Source organism: Campylobacter lari (genome assembly GCF_001017575.1).
GTDB classification, from domain to species: Bacteria; Campylobacterota; Campylobacteria; order Campylobacterales; family Campylobacteraceae; genus Campylobacter_D; species Campylobacter_D lari_C.
Map to the genome: position 1 here is coordinate 778382 of NZ_CP011372.1, position 20087 is coordinate 798468.

23 protein-coding genes and 1 other RNA gene are annotated in these 20087 nt (G+C 30.0%); 8 read left to right on the top strand and 16 right to left on the bottom strand.

Annotation, left to right across the window (positions count from 1 at the left end; all coding sequences use genetic code 11):
• Positions 1 to 2: 2 nt before the first annotated feature.
• From CD56_RS04120 to CD56_RS04135, 4 genes are read right to left on the bottom strand one after another with little or no spacing between them, the layout of a single operon-like run.
• Positions 3 to 1250 carry an RNA polymerase factor sigma-54 gene (locus CD56_RS04120; RefSeq protein ID WP_039628316.1) on the bottom strand — a complete coding sequence of 416 codons (1248 nt, stop codon included), beginning with the start codon at positions 1248 to 1250 and terminating at the stop codon, positions 3 to 5.
• A complete protein-coding gene (lptB, locus tag CD56_RS04125; protein ID WP_039618272.1) occupies positions 1250 to 1975 on the bottom strand; it encodes an LPS export ABC transporter ATP-binding protein in 726 nt (241 codons plus the stop codon). Before lptB ends, CD56_RS04120 begins: the two co-directional genes overlap by 1 nt.
• Complete coding sequence (tsaE, locus tag CD56_RS04130) at positions 1968 to 2375, bottom strand: tRNA (adenosine(37)-N6)-threonylcarbamoyltransferase complex ATPase subunit type 1 TsaE (protein ID WP_039618274.1); 408 nt, start codon at positions 2373 to 2375, stop codon at positions 1968 to 1970. The genes lptB and tsaE overlap by 8 nt, the downstream gene beginning before the upstream one ends.
• Positions 2372 to 2620, bottom strand: a complete 249-nt coding sequence (locus CD56_RS04135) for an RNA-binding S4 domain-containing protein (protein ID WP_039618276.1) — start codon at positions 2618 to 2620, stop codon at positions 2372 to 2374. The genes tsaE and CD56_RS04135 overlap by 4 nt, the downstream gene beginning before the upstream one ends.
• Positions 2621 to 2733: 113 nt before the next feature.
• Between CD56_RS04135 and CD56_RS04140 the strand changes: the two genes are divergently transcribed.
• The 8 genes from CD56_RS04140 (at position 2734) to rnpB (ending at position 8989) form a co-directional block, all read left to right on the top strand.
• On the top strand, positions 2734 to 3954 hold the full coding sequence (locus tag CD56_RS04140; protein ID WP_047208278.1) for an argininosuccinate synthase: 1221 nt from the start codon (positions 2734 to 2736) through the stop codon (positions 3952 to 3954).
• A 12-nt stretch (positions 3955 to 3966) separates the two neighbouring features.
• On the top strand, positions 3967 to 4410 hold the full coding sequence (gene rplI / locus CD56_RS04145) for a 50S ribosomal protein L9 (RefSeq protein ID WP_039618280.1): 444 nt from the start codon (positions 3967 to 3969) through the stop codon (positions 4408 to 4410).
• Positions 4410 to 4952, top strand: a complete 543-nt coding sequence (hslV, locus tag CD56_RS04150; protein ID WP_047208279.1) for an ATP-dependent protease subunit HslV — start codon at positions 4410 to 4412, stop codon at positions 4950 to 4952. Before rplI ends, hslV begins: the two co-directional genes overlap by 1 nt.
• Positions 4949 to 6268: an ATP-dependent protease ATPase subunit HslU gene (hslU, locus tag CD56_RS04155; protein ID WP_039618284.1), complete on the top strand. Its 1320-nt coding sequence runs from the start codon at positions 4949 to 4951 to the stop codon at positions 6266 to 6268. The genes hslV and hslU overlap by 4 nt, the downstream gene beginning before the upstream one ends.
• Complete coding sequence (gene era, locus CD56_RS04160) at positions 6265 to 7137, top strand: GTPase Era (RefSeq protein WP_039628319.1); 873 nt, start codon at positions 6265 to 6267, stop codon at positions 7135 to 7137. Before hslU ends, era begins: the two co-directional genes overlap by 4 nt.
• Entirely contained in the window at positions 7127 to 8137 is a 1011-nt protein-coding gene (locus tag CD56_RS04165) for a hypothetical protein (RefSeq protein ID WP_047208280.1), read from the top strand. The genes era and CD56_RS04165 overlap by 11 nt, the downstream gene beginning before the upstream one ends.
• Positions 8100 to 8639, top strand: coding sequence for a hypothetical protein (locus CD56_RS04170; RefSeq protein WP_047208281.1), 540 nt, complete (start codon positions 8100 to 8102; stop codon positions 8637 to 8639). Before CD56_RS04165 ends, CD56_RS04170 begins: the two co-directional genes overlap by 38 nt.
• Before the next feature lie 26 nt (positions 8640 to 8665).
• An RNA gene (rnpB, locus tag CD56_RS08140) (RNase P RNA component class A) lies at positions 8666 to 8989 on the top strand.
• On the opposite strand, the gene CD56_RS04175 is transcribed toward rnpB, so the two are convergent.
• The 12 genes from CD56_RS04175 to CD56_RS04235 form a co-directional block, all read right to left on the bottom strand.
• Positions 8984 to 9199 (bottom strand): hypothetical protein, encoded by a 216-nt coding sequence (locus CD56_RS04175; protein ID WP_039618292.1) that lies wholly within the window; start codon positions 9197 to 9199, stop codon positions 8984 to 8986. The two genes, rnpB and CD56_RS04175, sit on opposite strands and share 6 nt — an antisense overlap.
• Positions 9196 to 9567, bottom strand: coding sequence for a flagellar export chaperone FliS (gene fliS / locus CD56_RS04180; protein WP_039618295.1), 372 nt, complete (start codon positions 9565 to 9567; stop codon positions 9196 to 9198). The genes CD56_RS04175 and fliS overlap by 4 nt, the downstream gene beginning before the upstream one ends.
• Positions 9568 to 9584: 17 nt before the next feature.
• Positions 9585 to 11873: a flagellar filament capping protein FliD gene (gene fliD / locus CD56_RS08085; RefSeq protein ID WP_052768372.1), complete on the bottom strand. Its 2289-nt coding sequence runs from the start codon at positions 11871 to 11873 to the stop codon at positions 9585 to 9587.
• A gap of 2 nt (positions 11874 to 11875) precedes the next feature.
• Positions 11876 to 12223: a FlaG family protein gene (locus CD56_RS04195; RefSeq protein WP_047208282.1), complete on the bottom strand. Its 348-nt coding sequence runs from the start codon at positions 12221 to 12223 to the stop codon at positions 11876 to 11878.
• A gap of 120 nt (positions 12224 to 12343) precedes the next feature.
• Positions 12344 to 14137: a menaquinone biosynthesis decarboxylase gene (locus tag CD56_RS04200; protein ID WP_047208283.1), complete on the bottom strand. Its 1794-nt coding sequence runs from the start codon at positions 14135 to 14137 to the stop codon at positions 12344 to 12346.
• Positions 14138 to 15064: a hydroxymethylbilane synthase gene (gene hemC / locus CD56_RS04205; protein WP_047208284.1), complete on the bottom strand. Its 927-nt coding sequence runs from the start codon at positions 15062 to 15064 to the stop codon at positions 14138 to 14140.
• Positions 15055 to 15453, bottom strand: a complete 399-nt coding sequence (locus tag CD56_RS04210; protein WP_047208285.1) for an FxsA family protein — start codon at positions 15451 to 15453, stop codon at positions 15055 to 15057. Before CD56_RS04210 ends, hemC begins: the two co-directional genes overlap by 10 nt.
• Positions 15450 to 17150, bottom strand: coding sequence for a proline--tRNA ligase (locus CD56_RS04215; RefSeq protein WP_144412008.1), 1701 nt, complete (start codon positions 17148 to 17150; stop codon positions 15450 to 15452). Before CD56_RS04215 ends, CD56_RS04210 begins: the two co-directional genes overlap by 4 nt.
• Positions 17137 to 18444 (bottom strand): glutamyl-tRNA reductase, encoded by a 1308-nt coding sequence (hemA, locus tag CD56_RS04220; protein ID WP_047208287.1) that lies wholly within the window; start codon positions 18442 to 18444, stop codon positions 17137 to 17139. Before hemA ends, CD56_RS04215 begins: the two co-directional genes overlap by 14 nt.
• On the bottom strand, positions 18444 to 19337 hold the full coding sequence (locus tag CD56_RS04225) for a polyprenyl synthetase family protein (protein WP_047208288.1): 894 nt from the start codon (positions 19335 to 19337) through the stop codon (positions 18444 to 18446). The genes hemA and CD56_RS04225 overlap by 1 nt, the downstream gene beginning before the upstream one ends.
• Before the next feature lie 47 nt (positions 19338 to 19384).
• Positions 19385 to 19825: an exporting protein gene (locus CD56_RS04230; protein WP_069106908.1), complete on the bottom strand. Its 441-nt coding sequence runs from the start codon at positions 19823 to 19825 to the stop codon at positions 19385 to 19387.
• Positions 19822 to 20085 (bottom strand): DUF2018 family protein, encoded by a 264-nt coding sequence (locus CD56_RS04235; RefSeq protein ID WP_039618310.1) that lies wholly within the window; start codon positions 20083 to 20085, stop codon positions 19822 to 19824. Before CD56_RS04235 ends, CD56_RS04230 begins: the two co-directional genes overlap by 4 nt.
• Positions 20086 to 20087 lie beyond the last annotated feature (2 nt).

Below are 20087 nucleotides of genomic sequence, written 5' to 3' on the forward strand. Positions count from 1 at the left end.
TCCTACATCAATTCATATAATTTTTTACGCTCACTTGAGCTTCCTATGCCAAGTTGCATACGATATTTTGTGATAGTTCTACGCCCTAGTTGTACACTTGGGAATTCTTTTTGAGTAAGTTCAAGAATTTTCAAATCACTCAAAGGCTTTTTAGGATTTTCTTTTTTTATTAAATTACTAAGAAAATCTTTAATAGTTGCATTAGAAGTTTCACCATCATCCACTGCAGTGGTAAAGAAAGACTTTAAGGGTATTAAGCCTCTGTCACAACTTAAGTATTTATTTGCAATTGCTCTTGAGATGGTAGAAGCATTTCTTTCAAGATCTTGCGCTAAGTCTTTAAGCTGCATAGGTTTAATATCCCCGCCCATGAAAAAATCATATTGATATTCTATAATCATAAGCCCTAGTTTATAAAGGGTAGCTTTACGCATAGCTAATGCATCGATTAAATTTTTAGCATCTTTTAAATAAGCACTTAAAAACTCATGATCTAAACCATCTGCTTCAAAAGCAATTTCAGGGTAATAATCATCATTAATTTTAATTTTAATTTCACCATTTTCTTGATAAATAAATATATCAGGAATGATTTCCATACTCTCTTCAAAATATTCTAAAAAAGGCGGAATAGAGATTTTTTTAATTATCGCTATAGCCTTTTTATACAAAGGATCTTTGATAAAATCTTTTGCATTTTCTAAATTTAAAATCAACATTTTGCAAAACTCATAAAGCTCATCATCTAAGTCAAAATGCTCTAATGCAAAAATAAAAGCTTCTTGATTGTCTTTTGCCCCTACTCCAACGGGATCAAGGTATTTAAATCTTTGCCTGATTTTTTCTACTTCTAAAGGATCAAATTCACCTAAAATTTCCTCATCATATTCAAAATAACCTTCATGATTTAAACATTCTATGATTTTTTCAGCAATGGTTTGGGATTTTTTAGTAGGAAAAAATGGTGGTATGATTTGCTCGCTTAAAAGTTCATACACATTTTTTACTTCTAAGCTTTTTGTATCAATCATTTGCGTGGTGGTATTTTTACTAAAATATTCTTGATAATACTTGTTTTGATTGTTTGTAATACTTGAGTTTTCTTTGATCTCTATAAAAGGATTTTCTTTAGCAAATTCATCTAAGCTTTCTTTTAGATCTTCAATATTAGCTTGCAATATAGGAAGCCAAGATCTTAAGGTTTGTGATAGTTTTGCTTTTTGTGTTATAGAGGTTTTTTGTTTAAGCATTATTCAAGTCTAAACTCACTTCCAAGATAGTATTTTTTAACATCTTCATTATGCGCAATTTCATTAGCATTGCCACTAGCTAGCAACCTTCCGCTTCTAATCACATAAGCTCTATCGCAAATTGCTAGAGTTTCTCTTACATTATGATCAGTGATTAAAACACCTATATTCATAGCCTTTAAATCATTAATCAAGCTTTGAATTTCACTCACTGCGATAGGATCAACACCAGCAAATGGTTCATCTAAAAGTAAAAATTTAGGATCACACATAAGCGATCTTGCGATTTCGCAACGCCTTCTTTCACCCCCACTTAAACTCATACCTTTTCTGTGCCTAATAGGCTCTATGCTAAGTAATTCTAGCATTTGTTCTATCTTTTGTTCTAATAAATTTTTATCCTTATATATTACTTGGGCGGCTAAAAGTAAATTTTCTTCTACGCTTAAGTCTTTAAAAACACTACTTTCTTGAGGTAAATACCCAATGCCAAGCTTTGCTCTTTTATTAAGCGGTTCTTTTGTGATATCTTGTGAGTCTAAAAACACCTGCCCGCTTGTTGGTAAAATAAGCCCACATATCATATAAAAACTTGTAGTTTTTCCTGCCCCATTAGGCCCTAAAAGTCCAACAACTTCCCCACTTTGTACTTCTAGTGAAACATCGTGTATGATTTTAGTTTTTTTAATGATTTTTTCTAAATTTCTAGCCTCTAGCTTACTCATGTACTATATACTTTCTTTTACTTTCATAAGGAATGATTTGTAAAATTATATTAAAAATTTGATATTTATCTAAGTATTTTTTTAATTTTTCATCACCCCACTCTACCAAATGCAAACCCTCTTCAAAAAAATTTTCAATCAAACCATTTTTTAAAAGTCCATCAAAACCTTCTTGATAAATATCATAATGATACATTTTACCTTGTTGAAAATCATATTCTTGCATGATAGAAAATGTAGGAGAATTAAGTGTTTTTTCTATTCCAAGAAATTGAGCATAGTTTTGCACCAAAGTAGTTTTACCACTTGCTAAATCCCCTTGAAGTAAAATAACTCCGTTTTTAGGCAAAATTTCACAAAGCTTATAAAGCTCATTTTGACTTAAAATCATTTCTTTCATTGAATTTTTACCACATATTTTTCTTGCATAGCTTTTGGTATGCTTTTGGTTGTTGGTATGTCTAAGACTTTATAGATATTAGTATATTCTATAAATTTAATGCTTATTTCATCGCCAATTTTTACTTCTTTACTAGCTTTAACTACTTGATTGTTTATACTTACTACGCCACTTTTGCACATATCTTCTGAAATAGCACGACGCTTAGTAATATTAACTACATTTAAAAACTTATCTATTCTCATAAAAATATTTTATCAAAAAATACAAGAAAATGTTATAAAATGTCTAAATATTTTACATTATATTAAGCTAAATTCGTTAAATTTTAAAATTATTTTTACAAAGAGGAAAGACAATGAAAAAAGATATCAAAAAAGTGGTTTTAGCATATTCTGGTGGACTTGATACAAGTATAATTTTAAAATGGTTACAAGATGAGTATAAATGTGAAGTGGTAACTTTTACAGCAGATATTGGACAAGGTGAAGAGCTTGAGCCTGCTAGAAAAAAAGCACTTTCTTTGGGTGTAAAAGAAGAAAATATTTTTATTCAAGATTTAAAAGATGAATTTGTAAAAGATTATGTATTTCCTATGTTTAGAGCAAATGCTATTTACGAGGGAGAATATTTACTAGGTACAAGTATAGCAAGACCTTTGATAGCAAAAGCTTTAGTAGAAATAGCAAATAAAACAAAAGCAGATGCTATTAGTCATGGAGCAACTGGTAAAGGAAATGATCAAGTGCGTTTTGAATTAGGTGCTTTGGCGCTAAATCCAAATTTAGCCATCATTGCTCCTTGGAGAGAATGGGATTTAAATAGCCGTGAAAAACTCTTAGCTTATGCGCAAAAACATGGTATTGATATAGCTAAAAAACCAGGTAAATCACCTTATTCTATGGATGCAAATTTATTGCATATTTCTTATGAGGGTTTAGTACTTGAAGATCCTGCGGCTAAACCCGAAGCAGATATGTGGCGCTGGGTGAAAGATTTAAAAGAAACTCCAAATGAAAGTGAAGTAATAGAGCTTGAGTTTAGTAAAGGCGATTTATGTACTATTAATGGAGAAAAAATGTCCCCTGCGCAGCTTTTAGCAAAGCTAAATGAACTTGGCGCAAAACATGGTATAGGTCGTCTTGATATTGTCGAAAATCGCTATGTTGGTATGAAAAGTAGAGGTTGTTATGAAACCCCAGGTGGAAGCATACTTTTAAAAGCACATCGTGCTATAGAAAGTATCACTCTTGATAGAGAAGCAGCGCATTTAAAAGATGAATTAATGCCAAAATATGCAAGTTTGATTTATAATGGCTATTGGTTCTCACCTGAAAGATTAATGCTTCAAGCCTTAATTGATGAGTCACAAAAATATGTAAATGGTAAAGTTAAACTTGAATTATATAAAGGTAATGTAATGGTAATAGGTAGAGAAAGTGCGAATGATAGTTTATTTAGTGAGGCTTATTGTACTTTTGAAGAAGATGCTGTGTATGATCAAAAAGATGCAGCAGGTTTTATAAGATTAAATGCTTTAAGATTTATCATCGCAGGTAAAAATGGAAGAAAATTTTAAAAAAGGAAAACAATGAAAGTATTATTGATTAAAGATGTAAAAAGTTTAGGAAAAGCAGGAGAAGTTAAAGAAGTAAAAGATGGATATGGACAAAATTTTTTAATTGCTAAAGGTTTTGCTAAAGCTGCTACACATGAAGTTTTAAAACAGTATGAAGCAGAGCAAAAGAAAAAGGCAGAAAATTTAAGATTTGAGCTTGCAAATTTGGAAAAATTAAAAGAAGAATTATCTAAAATCACTATTTGCATAGCTAAGCCTGTAGGAGCTAATGGAAGCTTGTTTGGCGGGGTTACTAAAGATGAAATCGCTCATGCACTAAAGGATCAAAAAGGCATAGAGCTTGATAAAAAAAGCTTAGAATGTGATACTATAAAAGAACTTGGTGTGCATGAAATTTCAGCAAAATTAGGCCATGCAATTCATGCTGTGTTTAAGCTAGAAGTTAAAGGAGAATAATGTTTCACGCAACTACAATTTTAGCTTATAAAGGTAAAAATAAGTCTGTAATTGGTGGAGATGGACAAGTAAGTTTTGGAAACACTGTTTTAAAAAACAATGCGGTTAAAATTAGAAAATTAAACAATGGGAAAGTATTGGCAGGCTTTGCAGGAAGCACTGCTGATGCTTTTAATCTTTTTGATATGTTTGAAAAACTACTTTCTAGTTCTAAGGGTGATTTATTAAAAGCTGCAATAGATTTTTCAAAAGAATGGCGTAAGGATAAATATCTAAGAAAACTTGAAGCAATGATGCTAGTATTAGATAGAAATCATATATTCTTACTTTCAGGAACTGGAGATGTAGTTGAGCCTGAAGATGGCGCTATAGCTGCTATTGGTAGTGGAGGCAACTATGCACTTTCTGCTGCAAGAGCTTTAGCTAAACACTCAAGTTTAGATGAGGAAGTATTAGTTAAAGAAAGCTTGCAAATTGCTGGTGAAATTTGCATTTATACAAATACAAATATTAAAACTTATGTAATTGAGGATGATAAATGAATTTAACTCCAAAAGAGATTGTAAAATTTTTAGATGATTATGTAATTGGGCAAAAAAATGCCAAAAAAATCATAGCAATTGCTTTAAGAAATCGTTATAGAAGAATGCAGCTTAGCCCTGAACTTCAAGATGATATCATGCCAAAAAATATTTTAATGATAGGATCAACTGGGGTTGGTAAAACAGAGATTGCAAGACGCCTTGCTAAGATGATGGGACTTCCTTTTGTAAAAGTTGAAGCAAGTAAATATACTGAAGTTGGTTTTGTTGGGCGTGATGTAGAAAGCATGGTTAGAGATTTAGCTAATGCTGCTTTAAATTTAGTAAAAAATGAAGAAAAAGAAAAAAACAAAGAAAAGATTAATGAATTTATAGAAAATAAGATTTTAGAAAAACTTTTACCACCTTTACCAAAGGGTGTTAGTGAAGAAAAACAAGAAGAGTATCAAAATTCTTTAGAAAAAATGCGCGTGAAATTAAAAGCTGGTGATTTAGATGATAGCACAATAGAAGTTGAAATTTCACAAAGTGTATTTGATACTAATCCAAATTTACCACCTGAAATGGGTGCTATGCAAGATATAGTAAAAGTTATTGGTGTGGGTAATAAAAAAGTTAAAAAAGAAATGAAGGTAAAAGATGCAAGAATAGCTTTAGCTCAAGAAGCAAGTGAGAAAATTCTTGATATGGAAAGTATTAAAGGCGAGGCTTTAAGAAGAGCTGAAAATGAAGGGATTATTTTTATCGATGAGATAGATAAAGTAGCAGTTTCAAGCTCAAATTCAAACCGCCAAGATCCAAGCAAAGAAGGAGTGCAAAGAGATTTGCTTCCTATAGTTGAAGGTAGCACTATACAAACTAAATTTGGTCCTTTAAAAACTGATCATATTTTATTTATTGCAGCAGGTGCTTTTCATCTAAGCAAACCAAGTGATTTAATCCCTGAACTTCAAGGGCGTTTTCCTTTAAGAGTTGAGCTTGATTCGCTAGATGAGGATGCCTTATATGCTATTTTAACAAGACCTAAAAATTCATTACTAACACAATACATTGAGCTTTTAAAAACTGAAAATGTAGAGCTTGTTTTTGAAGATGAGGCTATTAGAGAAATAGCAAAAATAGCAAGCAAGGCTAATGAAGAAATGCAAGATATTGGTGCAAGACGCTTACATACAGTAGTGGAAAAACTTTTAGAGGATATTAGTTTTGAAGCGGATGAATATGCAGGTAAAGTATATAAAATAGATGATTTTAAAGTGCAAGTTAAACTTGGAGATATCATAGAAAATAAAGATTTAGCTAGGTATATCTTGTGAAAAGTGGCTTTATAAGCATAGTGGGTAGAACTAATGCGGGAAAAAGTTCTATCCTAAATTCTTTATTAGAAGAAAAAGTGGCTATGGTTTCTCATAAGCAAAATGCCACAAGAAGAAAGATCAATGCGATTATAATGCATGAAAATCATCAGCTTATTTTTATAGATACACCAGGTTTGCATGCAAGCTCTAAGGCTATGAATCAGCTTATGATTGATTTGGCGATTAAAAGCATTGCAGATTGTGATGTGATTTTATTTGTAGCTAGTATTTATGATGATATTAAAGATTATGAAAATTTTTTAAGTTTAAACCCTAAAGTACCGCATATTGTATTAATCAATAAGGTTGATTTAGTAAAAAAAGAAGTTTTGCTTAAAAAATTAAGCGAGTATTCTCAGTTTAGCTCACATTTTAGTGCTATTATCCCCTATTCTGCAAAGCAAAAATTTTATAAAAAAATTCTTTTAGATGAGATGATTAAGTATTTGCCTGAACATCCGTATTATTTTGATCCTGAGTTTATTACTACAACAAATGAAAAGGACATTTATAGAGATTTTATCTTAGAAGCTATATATGAAAATTTAAGTGATGAAATTCCTTATAGTACTGAAGTCAAAATAGAAAAAATCAAAGAACTAGAGCAAATTTATTATATCAATGCCACTATCATTACAGATAGTAATTCTCACAAAGGAATGATACTAGGTAAAGATGGTACTACAATTAAGCGTATAGGTAAAGAAGCTAGGGTTAAAATAGAAAAATTAGCACAAAAAAAGGTAATGCTAAAATTATTCGTTCAACTTGAGAAAAATTGGCACAAAAACGAGCAAAACCTTAAGAAAATCCTTTATGATGAGTAAGAAAACAATTCTAAAAGATTTTCTTGCTTATGAAAAGCTTTTATATATTAAATTTGCAAATCCTATTAGTGAAGATGAAATTTTAAAAAAGAGTTTTGAAGAGCTTGGTCTTAAAGATGATTTTTCTTATAAGTTAAAGTATTTTCAAGATAAATCTTTTACTCAAGTATTTTTGTGCAAATATGAAGATATTCTAGATATTGATTATATAATCCCAGAACCCTTACTTTTTGAAGTGTATTTTAAAAATAATACAAATGGTGAAAATCTTGCATTATTGTTTAAGGAAAAATACATAGTTTTAGTGGAGTATTTGGGGTGTGATTTTCAAAATTGTAAAGTTATACCATTAAATGTTTATGGTAAAATATATGAAGAAAAATTAAAAAATACCTATAAGCACATTATAAGCATAGATGATACTCAAAATCTTAGCGGTTTTGATAAATTTAATAGTAATATTTTTTATCAAAAATTGTTAAAAAAATGCGATCAAGTCAAGATTAATTTTACCAACAAAGAAAAAATAAATCATTTGAAATCTTTTAGTTTTAAGATTTTATTGGCTTTTGTTTGTGGAGTTTTGCTAGCTTTAGCTTATCCCTTGTATTTATATACACAAAAATCATTTTATGAAAATGAGAAAACAAAATATGAAAATTTAATAAAAAAGCAAGATGATATTTTAGAACAGGTAAAAATAAATCAAAAGCAAAATCATGAGTTTAAAAAACTACAAGAAGAAAATGAGTTAAAGGTTGATTTATTGCAAAAATTTTATGCAAATACACTTTGTTATAAAGATTTTTATGATTTTTTAAAAGTTTTAAATTTTCATCAAGCTCATATAGAGGCTTTGCATGTTAAAAATAATGATTTTATTATAGAGCTTAAAAATGACTATGAATTTTATGAAGATTTTAAAAAGCATCATTTTGTATTAAAAAATAAAGAAGTTAATAATGGAAAAATCACTCTTGTTTTTGAAAAATCTTTATAAAAATTTAGAAAATATCTTTGCTAAGTTATCTGATCGTGAATTTACACTAGCTTTGATAGTTGCCTTTGTCTTTGGTTTTTTCATGGTTTATATGGGTGTTTTTGACTATTTTGAAAAACAAATGAAGTTATCAAAAGATGAACTATATGTTTTACAAACAAAATACGAGCAAAAACAAGAAATGATTTCTGATTTAAAAGAAGATGAAAATATATCTTATAATGATCGCTCGTTTTTAAGTATAAATAAAGATTATCAAAATATTTTAAAGGATATAGAAAAGAATCTTAATGGAGTGCAATCTTTGCAAATTCAAAGCTATAAAAATCAAGATGAATATTTTGCTTATTATGAATTAAAATTGAGTTTTGTTAGTGATTTTTATTTTTTAATGCAATTTTTACAAAAACTAGATCCTTATATAAAAGTTAAAAATTTAGAACTTGTAAAATATGAAAATAAATTAAAAATTACACTAAATCTTATTTTTGCTCTGGTATAAAAATAATTTTTTTGGTAGAATTTATCTAAACATGGCAAGCGATCGCTTCTTTTTGAAGAGGAAAGTCCGAGCTGCAATAAGACAAAGATTCCATCTAATGGATGGCTAGGGTAACCTAAGGGAAAGTGCAACAGAAAGAATACTACCATATTTTTATGGAAAAGGTGAAACGGTAGAGTAAGAGCCTACCAGTAGCTTTGGTAACAAAGCTAGCTATGTAAACCCAATCTGCAGCAAGAAGGGGTGGTTTTAGTCTTATAATATAACCCTTCGCTTGAGCTTGTTTGCAAAAACAAGTCTAGATAAATGATCGCTCTTGACAGAACTCGGCTTATCGCCATGTTTTACTTCATATAAGCAGAAGCTTTTTTGAGTTTTTGTAAATTAATAGCTACTTCATCTTGCTTTTTTTTCATGAAAGCTATTGCTTCATTGGTAAGCGCTAAAGCCTCATTGGGATAATCTTTAAAGTCAGGTTTTTCGATGAGTTTAACTATTTTTTCCACATCTTCAGTATATACAGCTAATTTAAACTCATCTATCCATTTTTTCTCGCTCATTTTTGATGTACTTCCCTCCAAGCTTCTAATAAGCCTTTTACTACATTTATTACTTCATCTACTCTAGCCTCATTATTTTCTATGTTTGCTAAAGAAAGAAGTTGTAATTCTCTAGTATATAAACCACTTAGATAATGTGCTACATCCCCGCCTTTTTCATAATCAAGACAGTTAATAAGCTCAACAAAAATAGCACTGGCTCTTTTTACATAATACACTCTTTCTTCAATATTTTCATTTTGTATGGCTATTTTTATTCTACTAGCAAAGCGTAGAATCCCTCCGTATAACATCTCTATAAGTTTTTCTTGAGATTCTACACCTGCTTGGCTTTGTGAATATGCATTGTAAACTGCACTATTTACCATTTAAATCCTTTCTTGTTTTAAGAATTTTGATTATTTGCTGCATTAATCATATTAGCAATAACGCTTGCCTGATTGTTTAATTTAGAAATAATACTATCATATGCTGCCCATGTTGACCACATAGTATCATATTTTGTATCAATAGAGCTTTTTGTATTTTCTATGGTTTCATTCAAATTCTTTGATTCTTTTGTTAAAGAAGCTTTATACCCACCAAAAGAACCTTCTGAACTCATCATCTCTCTCATGGTGTTTTTAAGCACACCAAAAGTTCCGGTTTCTTCTTTCCAATTTGAATACATAGTTTTAGGACTTAATCCAAATTGTTTTAAAAAGTCTTCTTTGCCTTGAATTTCCAAATCACTTCCTGAAGTTCCTTTAATTTTAAATTGAATTTTTTGGTCAGGACTTCCTTGATTGATAATTTCAAAACTGGCCTCTAAGCCTTCTAGACCAAAGCTATTAATATGATCAACTAAATTTTGAGCCATTTCTTCATCTGTGCTTCCCGTTAGCACAAAAGGATCGCCATTTTTTGTTTTGGTTAAATCTATGGTTTCTTCATTATAAATAATTTTAAATTCAGAGTCTTTAAAATCAATACCATTTGGGTTTTTGCTTGCAAATCCTCCAACCTTTTCTCCGCTTAAGTTTATATCTTCAAAACCATTACTTCCTACAAAAAATCTTTCGGCCATTTCTGGATCTTCACTAAATTTGGTATTAAATTTAGAAGAATCAAAAGTCATGGTTCCATTAGATATAGTAAGCCCATAATCAGCCAAAGATAAACTAACTTTAGATGATATTTTTGTCCCTTCCGAAGTCTCGCTATCTCCAACTGTAATTGTTCCATCAACTGTGATAGTTTGAAGTAAAATATTATTAATTTGAGATTTTATATTTGAGATTGCATTAACACCTACAAAATTTCCTTTTGTCCCCGCATCAGGATCATATTTTGTAGCTGCTGTAAGATTTAACATCAAATCATTATAAGCAGTTGCTAAACTTTCTAAAGATTCAGCTATAGCAGCTGTATCTTGAGTTACATTAAAGCTTATTTCACCTTTTTGTTTAAGCTCTAAAGTAGTATCTGGGCTTATATCTGTGATAGTGTTAGTTGGTCTAGTCATTTGAACGCCATCTACACTAAAGATAGCATCCATGCCTTTTTGGATATGATTTTTATTATCTTTAGAAACATTATAACCTTGTGGCGTACTAGTATCTAAGTTAATTCCAAATTTTTCACTTAATAATTTTGTAGCTTTGTCATCTCTAGTATAATTTGCCTTGTCAATATTACCATCTTCATCTACAGCATAACCTCCATCAAAAATTCCAAGCTCAGCCCCATTGGTTGTTTTGAAAGTTGCTCCTGTATCTGTTAATTCTAATTTAACCTTACCATTAGTCTTTTTACTAATTTGTTCAGCTAAGCTATCATATGTGGTATTTTCATCGATATCTATGGTATACCTATCATAAGTATCGCCGTTTTTAACTACAAAAGTTAAAGAAGTTTTTTCACCAGAGGCTAATAATTTATCAGAGGTACTACCAGTAATTTTTCCACCGATTTGAGTTTTATCGCTATTTCCATTTTCTCTAAAACCAAACAAACCACCAGCGCTAATACTATTTTTATCAAGCTCCCATCCCATACCCTTTAAGAGATCTTCATCACCTGAAAAAGAAATATTGTTTTGCGTTCCAGTATCTTTACTTTGTACTACTAAACGATATGGGTTTTCTTTATCTCCAGTATTAACTATTTTAGCTTCTACCTTACCCCCTGTAGCAGAGTTGATTTTTTCAGCAAGTTGAGCTACTGTAGTGCTTTGATCAATTTCTATTTTATATTCTTTTCCATCTTGTGTGATTGTAAAAGATTTAGTGCCACTTAGACCTAAATTTTGAAGTACTGATGAAGTTTTATCTCTGAAACCATTACTTTGATATACATCTTTTTGAGCAAGTTGATCCACAATAACTTTCATATTGGTAAGATTAGATAAAGATCCTACGGTTAAACTCGCAGCAGCACTATCCCCGCTTACACTGGGAGATACTTTCTTTTGATTAAACTGCGAAGCATCTCCTAGACTATTTACAGCCGTTTGAAATGCAAGTAGTTTAGCTTCAAGCTCTGCTAAATCTTTTTGTCTTAATCCATTAGTTTCAAGTTGCGAATTATAAAATTTTAAATTCGCATTCATCTCCGCTTCTTTAAGTTTATTAAGCGTATCACTTGTTAAAACACCAGAACCTATCCCTAAACTACCTAAACTACCTACTGCCATAATTAGCTCTCCTTATCAAAAATAGTACCAATAACACCTTTAAAATGTTCTATTAATTTCATTGCTTCTTCACTAGGAATTTTACGTATAAGTTTTCCCGTGTCTTTTTCAGTTACGTTTATATACATTTCATTGATTTTGTCGTTAAATGCAAAACGTACATTTGTTCCTAGTGTTTCCATTTGATTATTAAGCTTTTCTGTCACGTTTTTTAGTTTTTCATTTAAATTCTCATCTTGATCATTTAAATTAACTTGTTGTTGCTTATTCTCTTGAGGTGCTTTTTCAACGCTTTTTGTGTTAAAATGAGCTACATTTGCATCTCTTTGAATATTATTGCTAATGTCCATTTTAAACTCCTTTTTAAAAGACTTTAAAATACTCTATCGACATAATTTAAAAAAACTTAATATTTAGATTAAAAATCTATATTTTCTTACAAGCAAAAAGTGTTCTCAAAAAGTTTAAAATTAGAAAATTTCAAACTTTTTGAATAATTTTTCATCATTTGGAAGTAAATTTTTAGCAATAAGTCTATCTATAACTTCTTTGGAGCAATTTGTCATTAAAGGCCATTCTTTATGATAATCTTCTAATGATCCTTTATTTGTTGCATCAATCGCAACGCAATCTTTTTTGATAAATATATCTCTTTTTGCATCGATATTATTTACCACACGCCAAACTAGCATATAAGGATTTTCTAAAATAGCATCTGTATCTAAGAAAACCAAGATTCTAAAATGCTTTTTACAAGTTTGTAATCTTTCAAAAACTTGAGTTATTTTTTCTTTTTTATCAATCAAAATCACACAAATTGGAGCAAAGGTTTGGGTGTAAAATTGCTTTAATTTTAAAATACTTTGATCTTTTTCTTTAAAAAGTGAGAGTAAAGCCTCATCACTTAGAATTTCAAGTTCAACTTTTTTCTCATCACCACACGCATCAAGCCCCGCTTTACCACCATAACAATAAGTGTTTGAGGCATGATCGAGTTGATCACAAATTCCTTCACTAATAAGTAATTTTTCTTCATCAAAGCGATTGAGTATATAAGGTATGAGTTTGTCATAATTTTTCAAACAAGGTGCATTTTCATCAACAAAAATAGCATGTTTTACAAAACTCATTTGCCCTACTCCCCAAAAAGTATGCATAACTTGTTTTGCATGAGCTGGGTATTTTACTTCTATTTTAGCCAAGATCAAATTATGAAAAACTCCGTTTTCAGGCATGTTGTAATCTATCAAATCTGGGGCATTTGTCTGAAGTAAAGGTAAAAAAACTCTTTCTGTGCCAAGCCCCATGTATTTATCTTCTAAAGGTGGTTTTCCCACAACAGTAGCTTGATAAATCGCATTTTTTTTAGCAAAGATTTTTTCTACTTTTAAAATAGGACAAAGCTCAACCGGAGTGTAAAAACCCGTATGATCTCCAAAAGGTCCCTCAGGTGCGAATTCATTTGGATCTACAAAGCCCTCAATCACAAAGTCACTATCATAAGGCACATAAAGATGATTGCTTTTGCATTTTGCCAAAATGGCAGGTTTTTTCTTGATAAAGCCATAAAGTAAAAGTTCAAAAATTCCTTTTGGTAAAGGTGCTTGAGCACACCAAATATATAAAGGATCTCCACCTATGGCTATGCTTACTGGCATTTTTTGATTTGCTTTTTTATACTCATGGAAAAAATGGCTCGCATCTTTATGAATTTGCCAATGCATAAGCAATGTTTTTTCATCAACCACTTGCAAACGATACATTCCAAGATTATTTTGTTTTCTATCTAAGCTTTGAGTGTAAACTTGCCCCATGGTAATAAAAGGCGCAGCGTCTTTTTCCCAAGTTTTTAAAATAGGTATATCATATAAAGAATTTAAACTTTTGTGGTTAAATTCTCCATCTTTTTTAATGCGTTTTGGTGGAATATTTTTTAAATCAAGTAAGGTTTTGAAAAAATTTAATTTTGCACCAAAGCTTTGTGGTATATGCATTTTAAGCAAAGAGTTAATTTCTTTAGCTACTTCCTCATAGTCTTTTTCAAATGCTAATTTTAAAGCTTTTTCATTACAAAAAGTATTTAAAAGGACAGGATAATCGTATTTTTTACCATTTTTTACTGCATTAGTAAAAAGTAAGGCTTTTGAATCTTCTTTTTTAACTTCTATATAAGCTAAATGTGCCATTTCAAGATCAATATCAACAGGCTCATGAATGGTTTTTAATAAATTATTTTTTTCTAAAAGCTCTACGAATTTTTGCATTTATATCATACTCTCTGCTTCTTTTAAAATTTCTTTTGCGCCTTTTGCTATCATTTCTTTAGCTAAAAGTTCGCCTGCATTAGTGTAATCTTGCTTATCAATCACTCTTTTTTCTTTGAGAATTTTACTTGCATCAGGTAAGCCTACTATGGCGCGAATTTCTATTTTTTCATCAATGATTTTTGCGTTAATTCCTATAGGTACTTGACAGCCACCTTCTAGAGTTTTTATAAAATCTCTTTCTACGTGGGTTTCTATAAAGGCATTTTCATCATTTAAACATTCAAGGTATTTTAAAATTTGTTTATCATCAATGCTTTCTATACCTAAGGCTCCTTGGGAGGCTGCGGGTATCATCTCATCAAGCTCAAAAGCCCTAATGTATTTTATTTCTTTATCCAAACCTAAGCGTTTAATACCAGCTAAAGCTAAAATAATAGCGTCAAATTCTTTGGCTTTAAGTTTTTCTAAGCGTGAGTTAATATTACCTCTTAGAGAAATGATGTTTAAATCAGGTCTTAACGCTAAAAGTTGCATTCTTCTTCTAAGACTTGTTGTACCTACTTTTGCACCTTTTGGGAGAGCATTTAAACTCTCATAATAATCACTTAAAAAAGCATCATTTACAACTTCTCTTTTTGAAATAGCAGCTAAAACCAAACCTTTTGGAAAAAAACTAGGAACATCTTTTAAGCTATGCACGGCTAAATGCGAATCACCTCTTAACATACTTTCTTCAAGTTCTTTTGTAAAAAGTCCTTTTCCACCTATTTTAGCCAAAGGTGAATCAAGTAAAACATCACCTTTTGTTTTAAAACCCTCTAAAGAAATTTCTAATTCAGAATGTGTTTGCGATAATTTATTTTTTATATGCTCACTTTGCCATAACGCAAGTTGGCTTTTTCTTGTTGCGATAATTAATTGCATTTTTTATGCTCCTGTATGATTTCTACATCTATGATTTCTTCTTCATTGTTTGTATGATGATGATATTTTCTTTTTTGTTTTGTAAAAAGTTTTAGTGCCATCATAAAAAATAAAAGCAAAATTCCTAAAAATGTACTTAAAATTCCTGGTATTAAAAGTAAAATTCCTACTATAGTTAAGGAAAATAATTTAATCATACCAAATAAATTCGTGTTAGTATTTTGCATAGTAATGAGATTTGTCCAAGTCTTTGCTAAAAACATTGCTCCTAAAAACATACTTGCAAAAACTATCATAAAAAAATTTAAAAAACCAAAAAAAGCTATAAATAAAATACTAGCAATCAATTCTAAAATCAAAAATGCACTTATATTTACTCTTGCTATCATAGAATTTTCTCTAAGTGTGAAATTACTTCTTGGGTTTTTAAAACTTGTTTTTCTAAGGTATTTCTATGGATTAACTCTACTTCATTATTTTCTAAGCCTTTGCCTATAACTAAAGCATAAGGAAAGCCCATTAATTCAAAATCGTTAATCTTTACACCAAAACGCTCATTTCTATCATCAAATAAAATTTCTTTATCTCTAAAATGAGTGTAAATTTGCTCAGCAAATTCCATAGCTTTTGTATCTTTTATATTAGAAACGATGATATCTAAAACAAAAGGAGCTAAAGTTTTATTCCAAATACAGCCTTTTTCATCATGGCTTGCTTCTATGGCAACCGCAACCAAACGACTAACACCCATACCATAACAACCCATAGTGAAAAATTGAGCTTTACCATTTTCATCTAAATAGCTTGCATTCATTGCTTTTGAGTATTTATTTCCAAGTTTAAAAATATGTCCTACTTCAATACCCTTGCTTTGCTTAAGCTTGTGCTGGCATTTTGGACAAAGATCATGCTCTTTAACCGCCGCAAGATCTTTAAAGCGTTCTTTGTTTAAATTTACAACATTGATTCCGACTAAATGATAATCTTTTTTATTTGCTCCAATAATCATATTTGTTTCATTTTCAAGCTCATGATCAATATAAAAATCAACTCCATTTAATCCTACAAAGCCGATAAATCCTGGCACTAAACCTGCTTTTTCTAATTCTTCTTCACTTGCATCAACTAATTCTAGTGCATTTGCTGCATTTAGTGCTTTAACTTCTTGTAATTCATCATCACCGCGTATAAAAAATACTACAATTTTTTCTTCATTTTCATAAATAGCTTTTTTAGCAATAGCTTTAATAGTATAGTAAGGATTAATTTTAAAAAATTCTGCTAATTCTTCTATAGTTTTTACATTTGGAGTGTGAAATTGTGTAGCAAAGTCAGCTTCTGGTCTTTCATCTTCGCAACTTTTTTTAGCTCTTTTTGCTGCTTCAATATTTGCAGCATAATCACAATGCTCACATAATAATATATCATCCTCGCCATTTTTAGCCAAAACCATAAATTCTTTTGAACCGCTTCCACCAATAGCCCCGCTATCAGCTTCAACAGCTCTAAATTCAAGTCCTAATCTTGTAAGAATTTTACTATAAGTTTCATGCATAAGATTAAATTCTTTGTCTAAATCAGCTTCATTAGCATGAAAACTATAACCATCTTTCATTAAAAATTCTCTACATCTTAAAAGTCCAAATCTAGGTCTAGCTTCATCTCTAAATTTAAGTCCTATTTGATATAAATGTAAAGGAAGTTGTTTGTAAGAATTTATTTTATTTCTTACTAAAGCCACCATAGCTTCTTCATGAGTTGGCCCTAAGACAAAATCATTTTCTTTTCTATCTTTAAAGCGTAAAAGCTCTTTGCCAAAAACGTTAAATCTCCCACTTTCTTTCCAAAGTTCAGCTGGAGTATTAAAACTTAAATTTACTTCTAAAGCTCCCGCTTTATCCATTTCTTCTTTGATGATATTTTTAATCTTATCTAAAACTCTTTTTCCTAAAGGCAAAAAATTATACAAACCACTTCCAATTTGTTCTACAAAGGCACCTTTAACTAAAAATATATGACTTGGTAAAGTAGCGTCTTTTGGATTTTCTTTTGTACTTATGGCATAAAATTTACTAAATTTCATGATTATTCTCCAAATTAAATTCACATTTATAAAGGTTTAAACCTTCCATATTTTCATTTTTTAAATCAAACACATAACGCATAGCATTAACTACTGAATCATTTTGCATAGTTCCACTTAGCTTTTTTAAATTTACACTAGGATGATGTAAAAAGGCATTCATTACTTGTCTTATAAGCTTTCTTGCTTCTTCATGGTTTGAGTGTTTTAAATATCCTTTATCTATAGCCTTTTGTAATTGTTCTTTGGCAATTTTATCAGCTTGTAAACGTAGTTGTTTCACTAAAGGCAGGGTTGCTAGTTTGCTTAGATGTTGAAAAAATTCATTTGTCATAGTTCCTACTATAGAATAAGCAATTTGGGCTTGGTGTTCTCTTAGAGTTAAATTTTTTCTTACAACTTCTTCTAAATCATCAACAGCATAGACTATATTTTTTTCATTTGCTTTTACATCAATATCCCTAGGCACCGCTATATCAAAAAAATATCTTTTATAATCTTTTTCTTCTAATAAATCATTAGTTATAATAGCATGCGGAGCATTTGTGGCGCTAAAAAATATCTCATATTGATTTAGCGCTTCTTTTAAATTTGCAATACTTTCACAACTTGCATTTTCACCCAAATCCTCACAAAGCTTTTGGGCATTTTGTATATCTCTATTTAATATCAATACTTTGGCCTTAGCATTTAATAAATGCTTACAGGCTAGTTCGCTCATTTCCCCTGCACCTACTACAACTGCAGTTTTATTTTCTAAATTTAGGAGTTCTTTGGCTTTTGCTACTGCTACTGAAGCAACTGAAATAGGATTTTTAGAAATTTCGGTTTGATTTCTAACATTTGCCGCACATTTAAAAGCATAATGCACTGCTCTAGTTAAATGCACACCACATCTTTGCTCTTGCAGAGCAAATTTATAAGCATCTTTTAATTGTCCAGCAATTTGTGTTTCACCAATAACCAAGCTATCAAGTGAGCTTGCCACAGAAAATAAATGATGGATAGCCCCACTATCTTCGTAAAAATCAGCCTTAGTGCTTAAATTTTCTTTATCAACTCCACAAAGCAAACTAAGCGTTCTTAAAATATGCTCATTAATGCTTTCAATATCCCCAACAAAAAGAAAAATTTCAACCCTATTACAAGTACTAAGCACTAAGCTTTCTAAAATTTTATTATTAGCATGAATTAGCTTTAACAACTCTCTTTTTTTATCTTCATTAGAAAAGGAAAGTTTTTCTCTAGTAGCAATATCTGTATTTTTATGTGTAAAACTGATACAATAATAATGCATTAAAATTCCCTTTCTATCATACTTTTAATAATATCTTCTAAATCTTTTATATTGTATTTTGCTATAGCTTTTAAAGCATTATTTGCATAAGTGTTTAGTTCTTGACCAACTTGATTAAAAATTTCATATCCTTGCATTTTATTTTTAATCCAAGCAAGCTCATCCACACTTAAATCTTTCTTGTAATAAGACTTAAGTATTTCTTGATCTTGTGGATTTAATTTTTCATACAAATACATATAAGCAAGAGTGGTTTTACCTTCTTTAAAATCATTCATAGCAGGTTTTCCCAAGGTTTGCTCATCACCTTTAATATCTAAAATATCATCTACAATTTGAAAAGCTAAACCCAAATTTTTACCATATTCTGCGAAATCATCTTCATTTAAATTAGCAAGTATAGCCCCACACCTTGCACTAGCTTCGATTAAAATGGCTGTTTTATTGTATATCATTTGCAAATAAGCGTTTTTATCGGTATTGAAAGTTTCGCTTAAATTTACATCCATTAATTCACCAACAGAAAGCATAACAACAGCATTAGAAATGATTTTTGCTAATTTTAAATCTATTAAAGAAAGCTCATAAAAGGCTTTTGAGTATAAGATATCTCCGAGCATGATAGCGTTTTTAGCTCCAAATTGTGCATTGATAGACTTTACTCCTCTTCTTAATTTTGCCTCATCAATCACATCATCATGCAATAAGCTTGCAGCATGAATTAACTCTATAATAGCACAGATTTTATAGCTAATATCACTTTCCCCAGCTATTTTTAAAAGTAGTTTTGAGCGTAATTTTTTACCACCTTGAAGTTTTGAACTCATGGTTAAAATAGGCTTGTAGTTTAATTCAGATAAAAATTCATGCATATATTGATCGATCTTTTGCACTATGCTTTCCTTAGTTTTCTTATAATTATATTTTATTAAATTTTACTTTAGTTTTGATTAAGAGAGGCTTTTCTAGGGTCTAAAAATTCTACTTCTAATCTTTTATCTTTATCTTCTATATACACAGTAAAAATAGCTTCACCTTTTTTAAAATCACTAAATTCAAGTATCAATCTTGCTCTATCTATATGAGGATTTTTATAATCAGGTACTAAGGTTTGATCTACCCAGTTTAAATTTCTTCTTAAAGACATCACAAATTGTCTAGGGTATTTTTTATATCTTGAATGAACAATGATATTAGTTTGATCAAATAAAGTCCATGAAAAGTCAAAATAATAAATCTCATCAGGATAGTCAATTTCTTTTATTTTTACACTTGCTTTTTCATCTTTACTTAAGGTAAATTTATAAGTATAATCAAAAAATACTTCAGCCTTTAAAAAATTAAGTATCAAAAATAAAGATAAAAATAAACGCAAAATCAACCCTCATGCCCTAAAATTTCAGCGCTTAATCCTATGTAAAAATCGTTTTTTCTCTCATCTATTAAGAGTGAATTTTCCATTTGAAATTGCGCCACATCGCTTTCATTTAAATTATTTTTTTCTAAAAGCTCTATCATAGCGATATGATCGGCTAATAATTTTTCTAAAACATTTTCTAATGCACCTAAATTTGCATATTTTATTGTTTCGATAAATTTTTCTTTAGGGCTTTTTGCAAACATTTCATCAAAAATATCCATTT

Coding starts and splice junctions, on each gene's coding strand:
- CD56_RS04165 (WP_047208280.1), top strand. CDS start 7,127: ATGATGAGTAAGAAAACAATTCTAAAAGATTTTCTTGCTTATGAAAAG.
- CD56_RS04200 (WP_047208283.1), bottom strand. CDS start 14,137: ATGCAAAAATTCGTAGAGCTTTTAGAAAAAAATAATTTATTAAAAACC.
- CD56_RS04170 (WP_047208281.1), top strand. CDS start 8,100: ATGGAAAAATCACTCTTGTTTTTGAAAAATCTTTATAAAAATTTAGAA.
- rplI (WP_039618280.1), top strand. CDS start 3,967: ATGAAAGTATTATTGATTAAAGATGTAAAAAGTTTAGGAAAAGCAGGA.
- CD56_RS04175 (WP_039618292.1), bottom strand. CDS start 9,199: ATGAGCGAGAAAAAATGGATAGATGAGTTTAAATTAGCTGTATATACT.
- tsaE (WP_039618274.1), bottom strand. CDS start 2,375: ATGAAAGAAATGATTTTAAGTCAAAATGAGCTTTATAAGCTTTGTGAA.
- CD56_RS04195 (WP_047208282.1), bottom strand. CDS start 12,223: ATGGACATTAGCAATAATATTCAAAGAGATGCAAATGTAGCTCATTTT.
- lptB (WP_039618272.1), bottom strand. CDS start 1,975: ATGAGTAAGCTAGAGGCTAGAAATTTAGAAAAAATCATTAAAAAAACT.
- fliD (WP_052768372.1), bottom strand. CDS start 11,873: ATGGCAGTAGGTAGTTTAGGTAGTTTAGGGATAGGTTCTGGTGTTTTA.
- hslV (WP_047208279.1), top strand. CDS start 4,410: ATGTTTCACGCAACTACAATTTTAGCTTATAAAGGTAAAAATAAGTCT.
- hemC (WP_047208284.1), bottom strand. CDS start 15,064: ATGCAATTAATTATCGCAACAAGAAAAAGCCAACTTGCGTTATGGCAA.
- hslU (WP_039618284.1), top strand. CDS start 4,949: ATGAATTTAACTCCAAAAGAGATTGTAAAATTTTTAGATGATTATGTA.
- CD56_RS04210 (WP_047208285.1), bottom strand. CDS start 15,453: ATGATAGCAAGAGTAAATATAAGTGCATTTTTGATTTTAGAATTGATT.
- CD56_RS04140 (WP_047208278.1), top strand. CDS start 2,734: ATGAAAAAAGATATCAAAAAAGTGGTTTTAGCATATTCTGGTGGACTT.
- CD56_RS04120 (WP_039628316.1), bottom strand. CDS start 1,250: ATGCTTAAACAAAAAACCTCTATAACACAAAAAGCAAAACTATCACAA.
- CD56_RS04135 (WP_039618276.1), bottom strand. CDS start 2,620: ATGAGAATAGATAAGTTTTTAAATGTAGTTAATATTACTAAGCGTCGT.
- fliS (WP_039618295.1), bottom strand. CDS start 9,567: ATGGTAAATAGTGCAGTTTACAATGCATATTCACAAAGCCAAGCAGGT.
- hemA (WP_047208287.1), bottom strand. CDS start 18,444: ATGCATTATTATTGTATCAGTTTTACACATAAAAATACAGATATTGCT.
- CD56_RS04235 (WP_039618310.1), bottom strand. CDS start 20,085: ATGGATATTTTTGATGAAATGTTTGCAAAAAGCCCTAAAGAAAAATTT.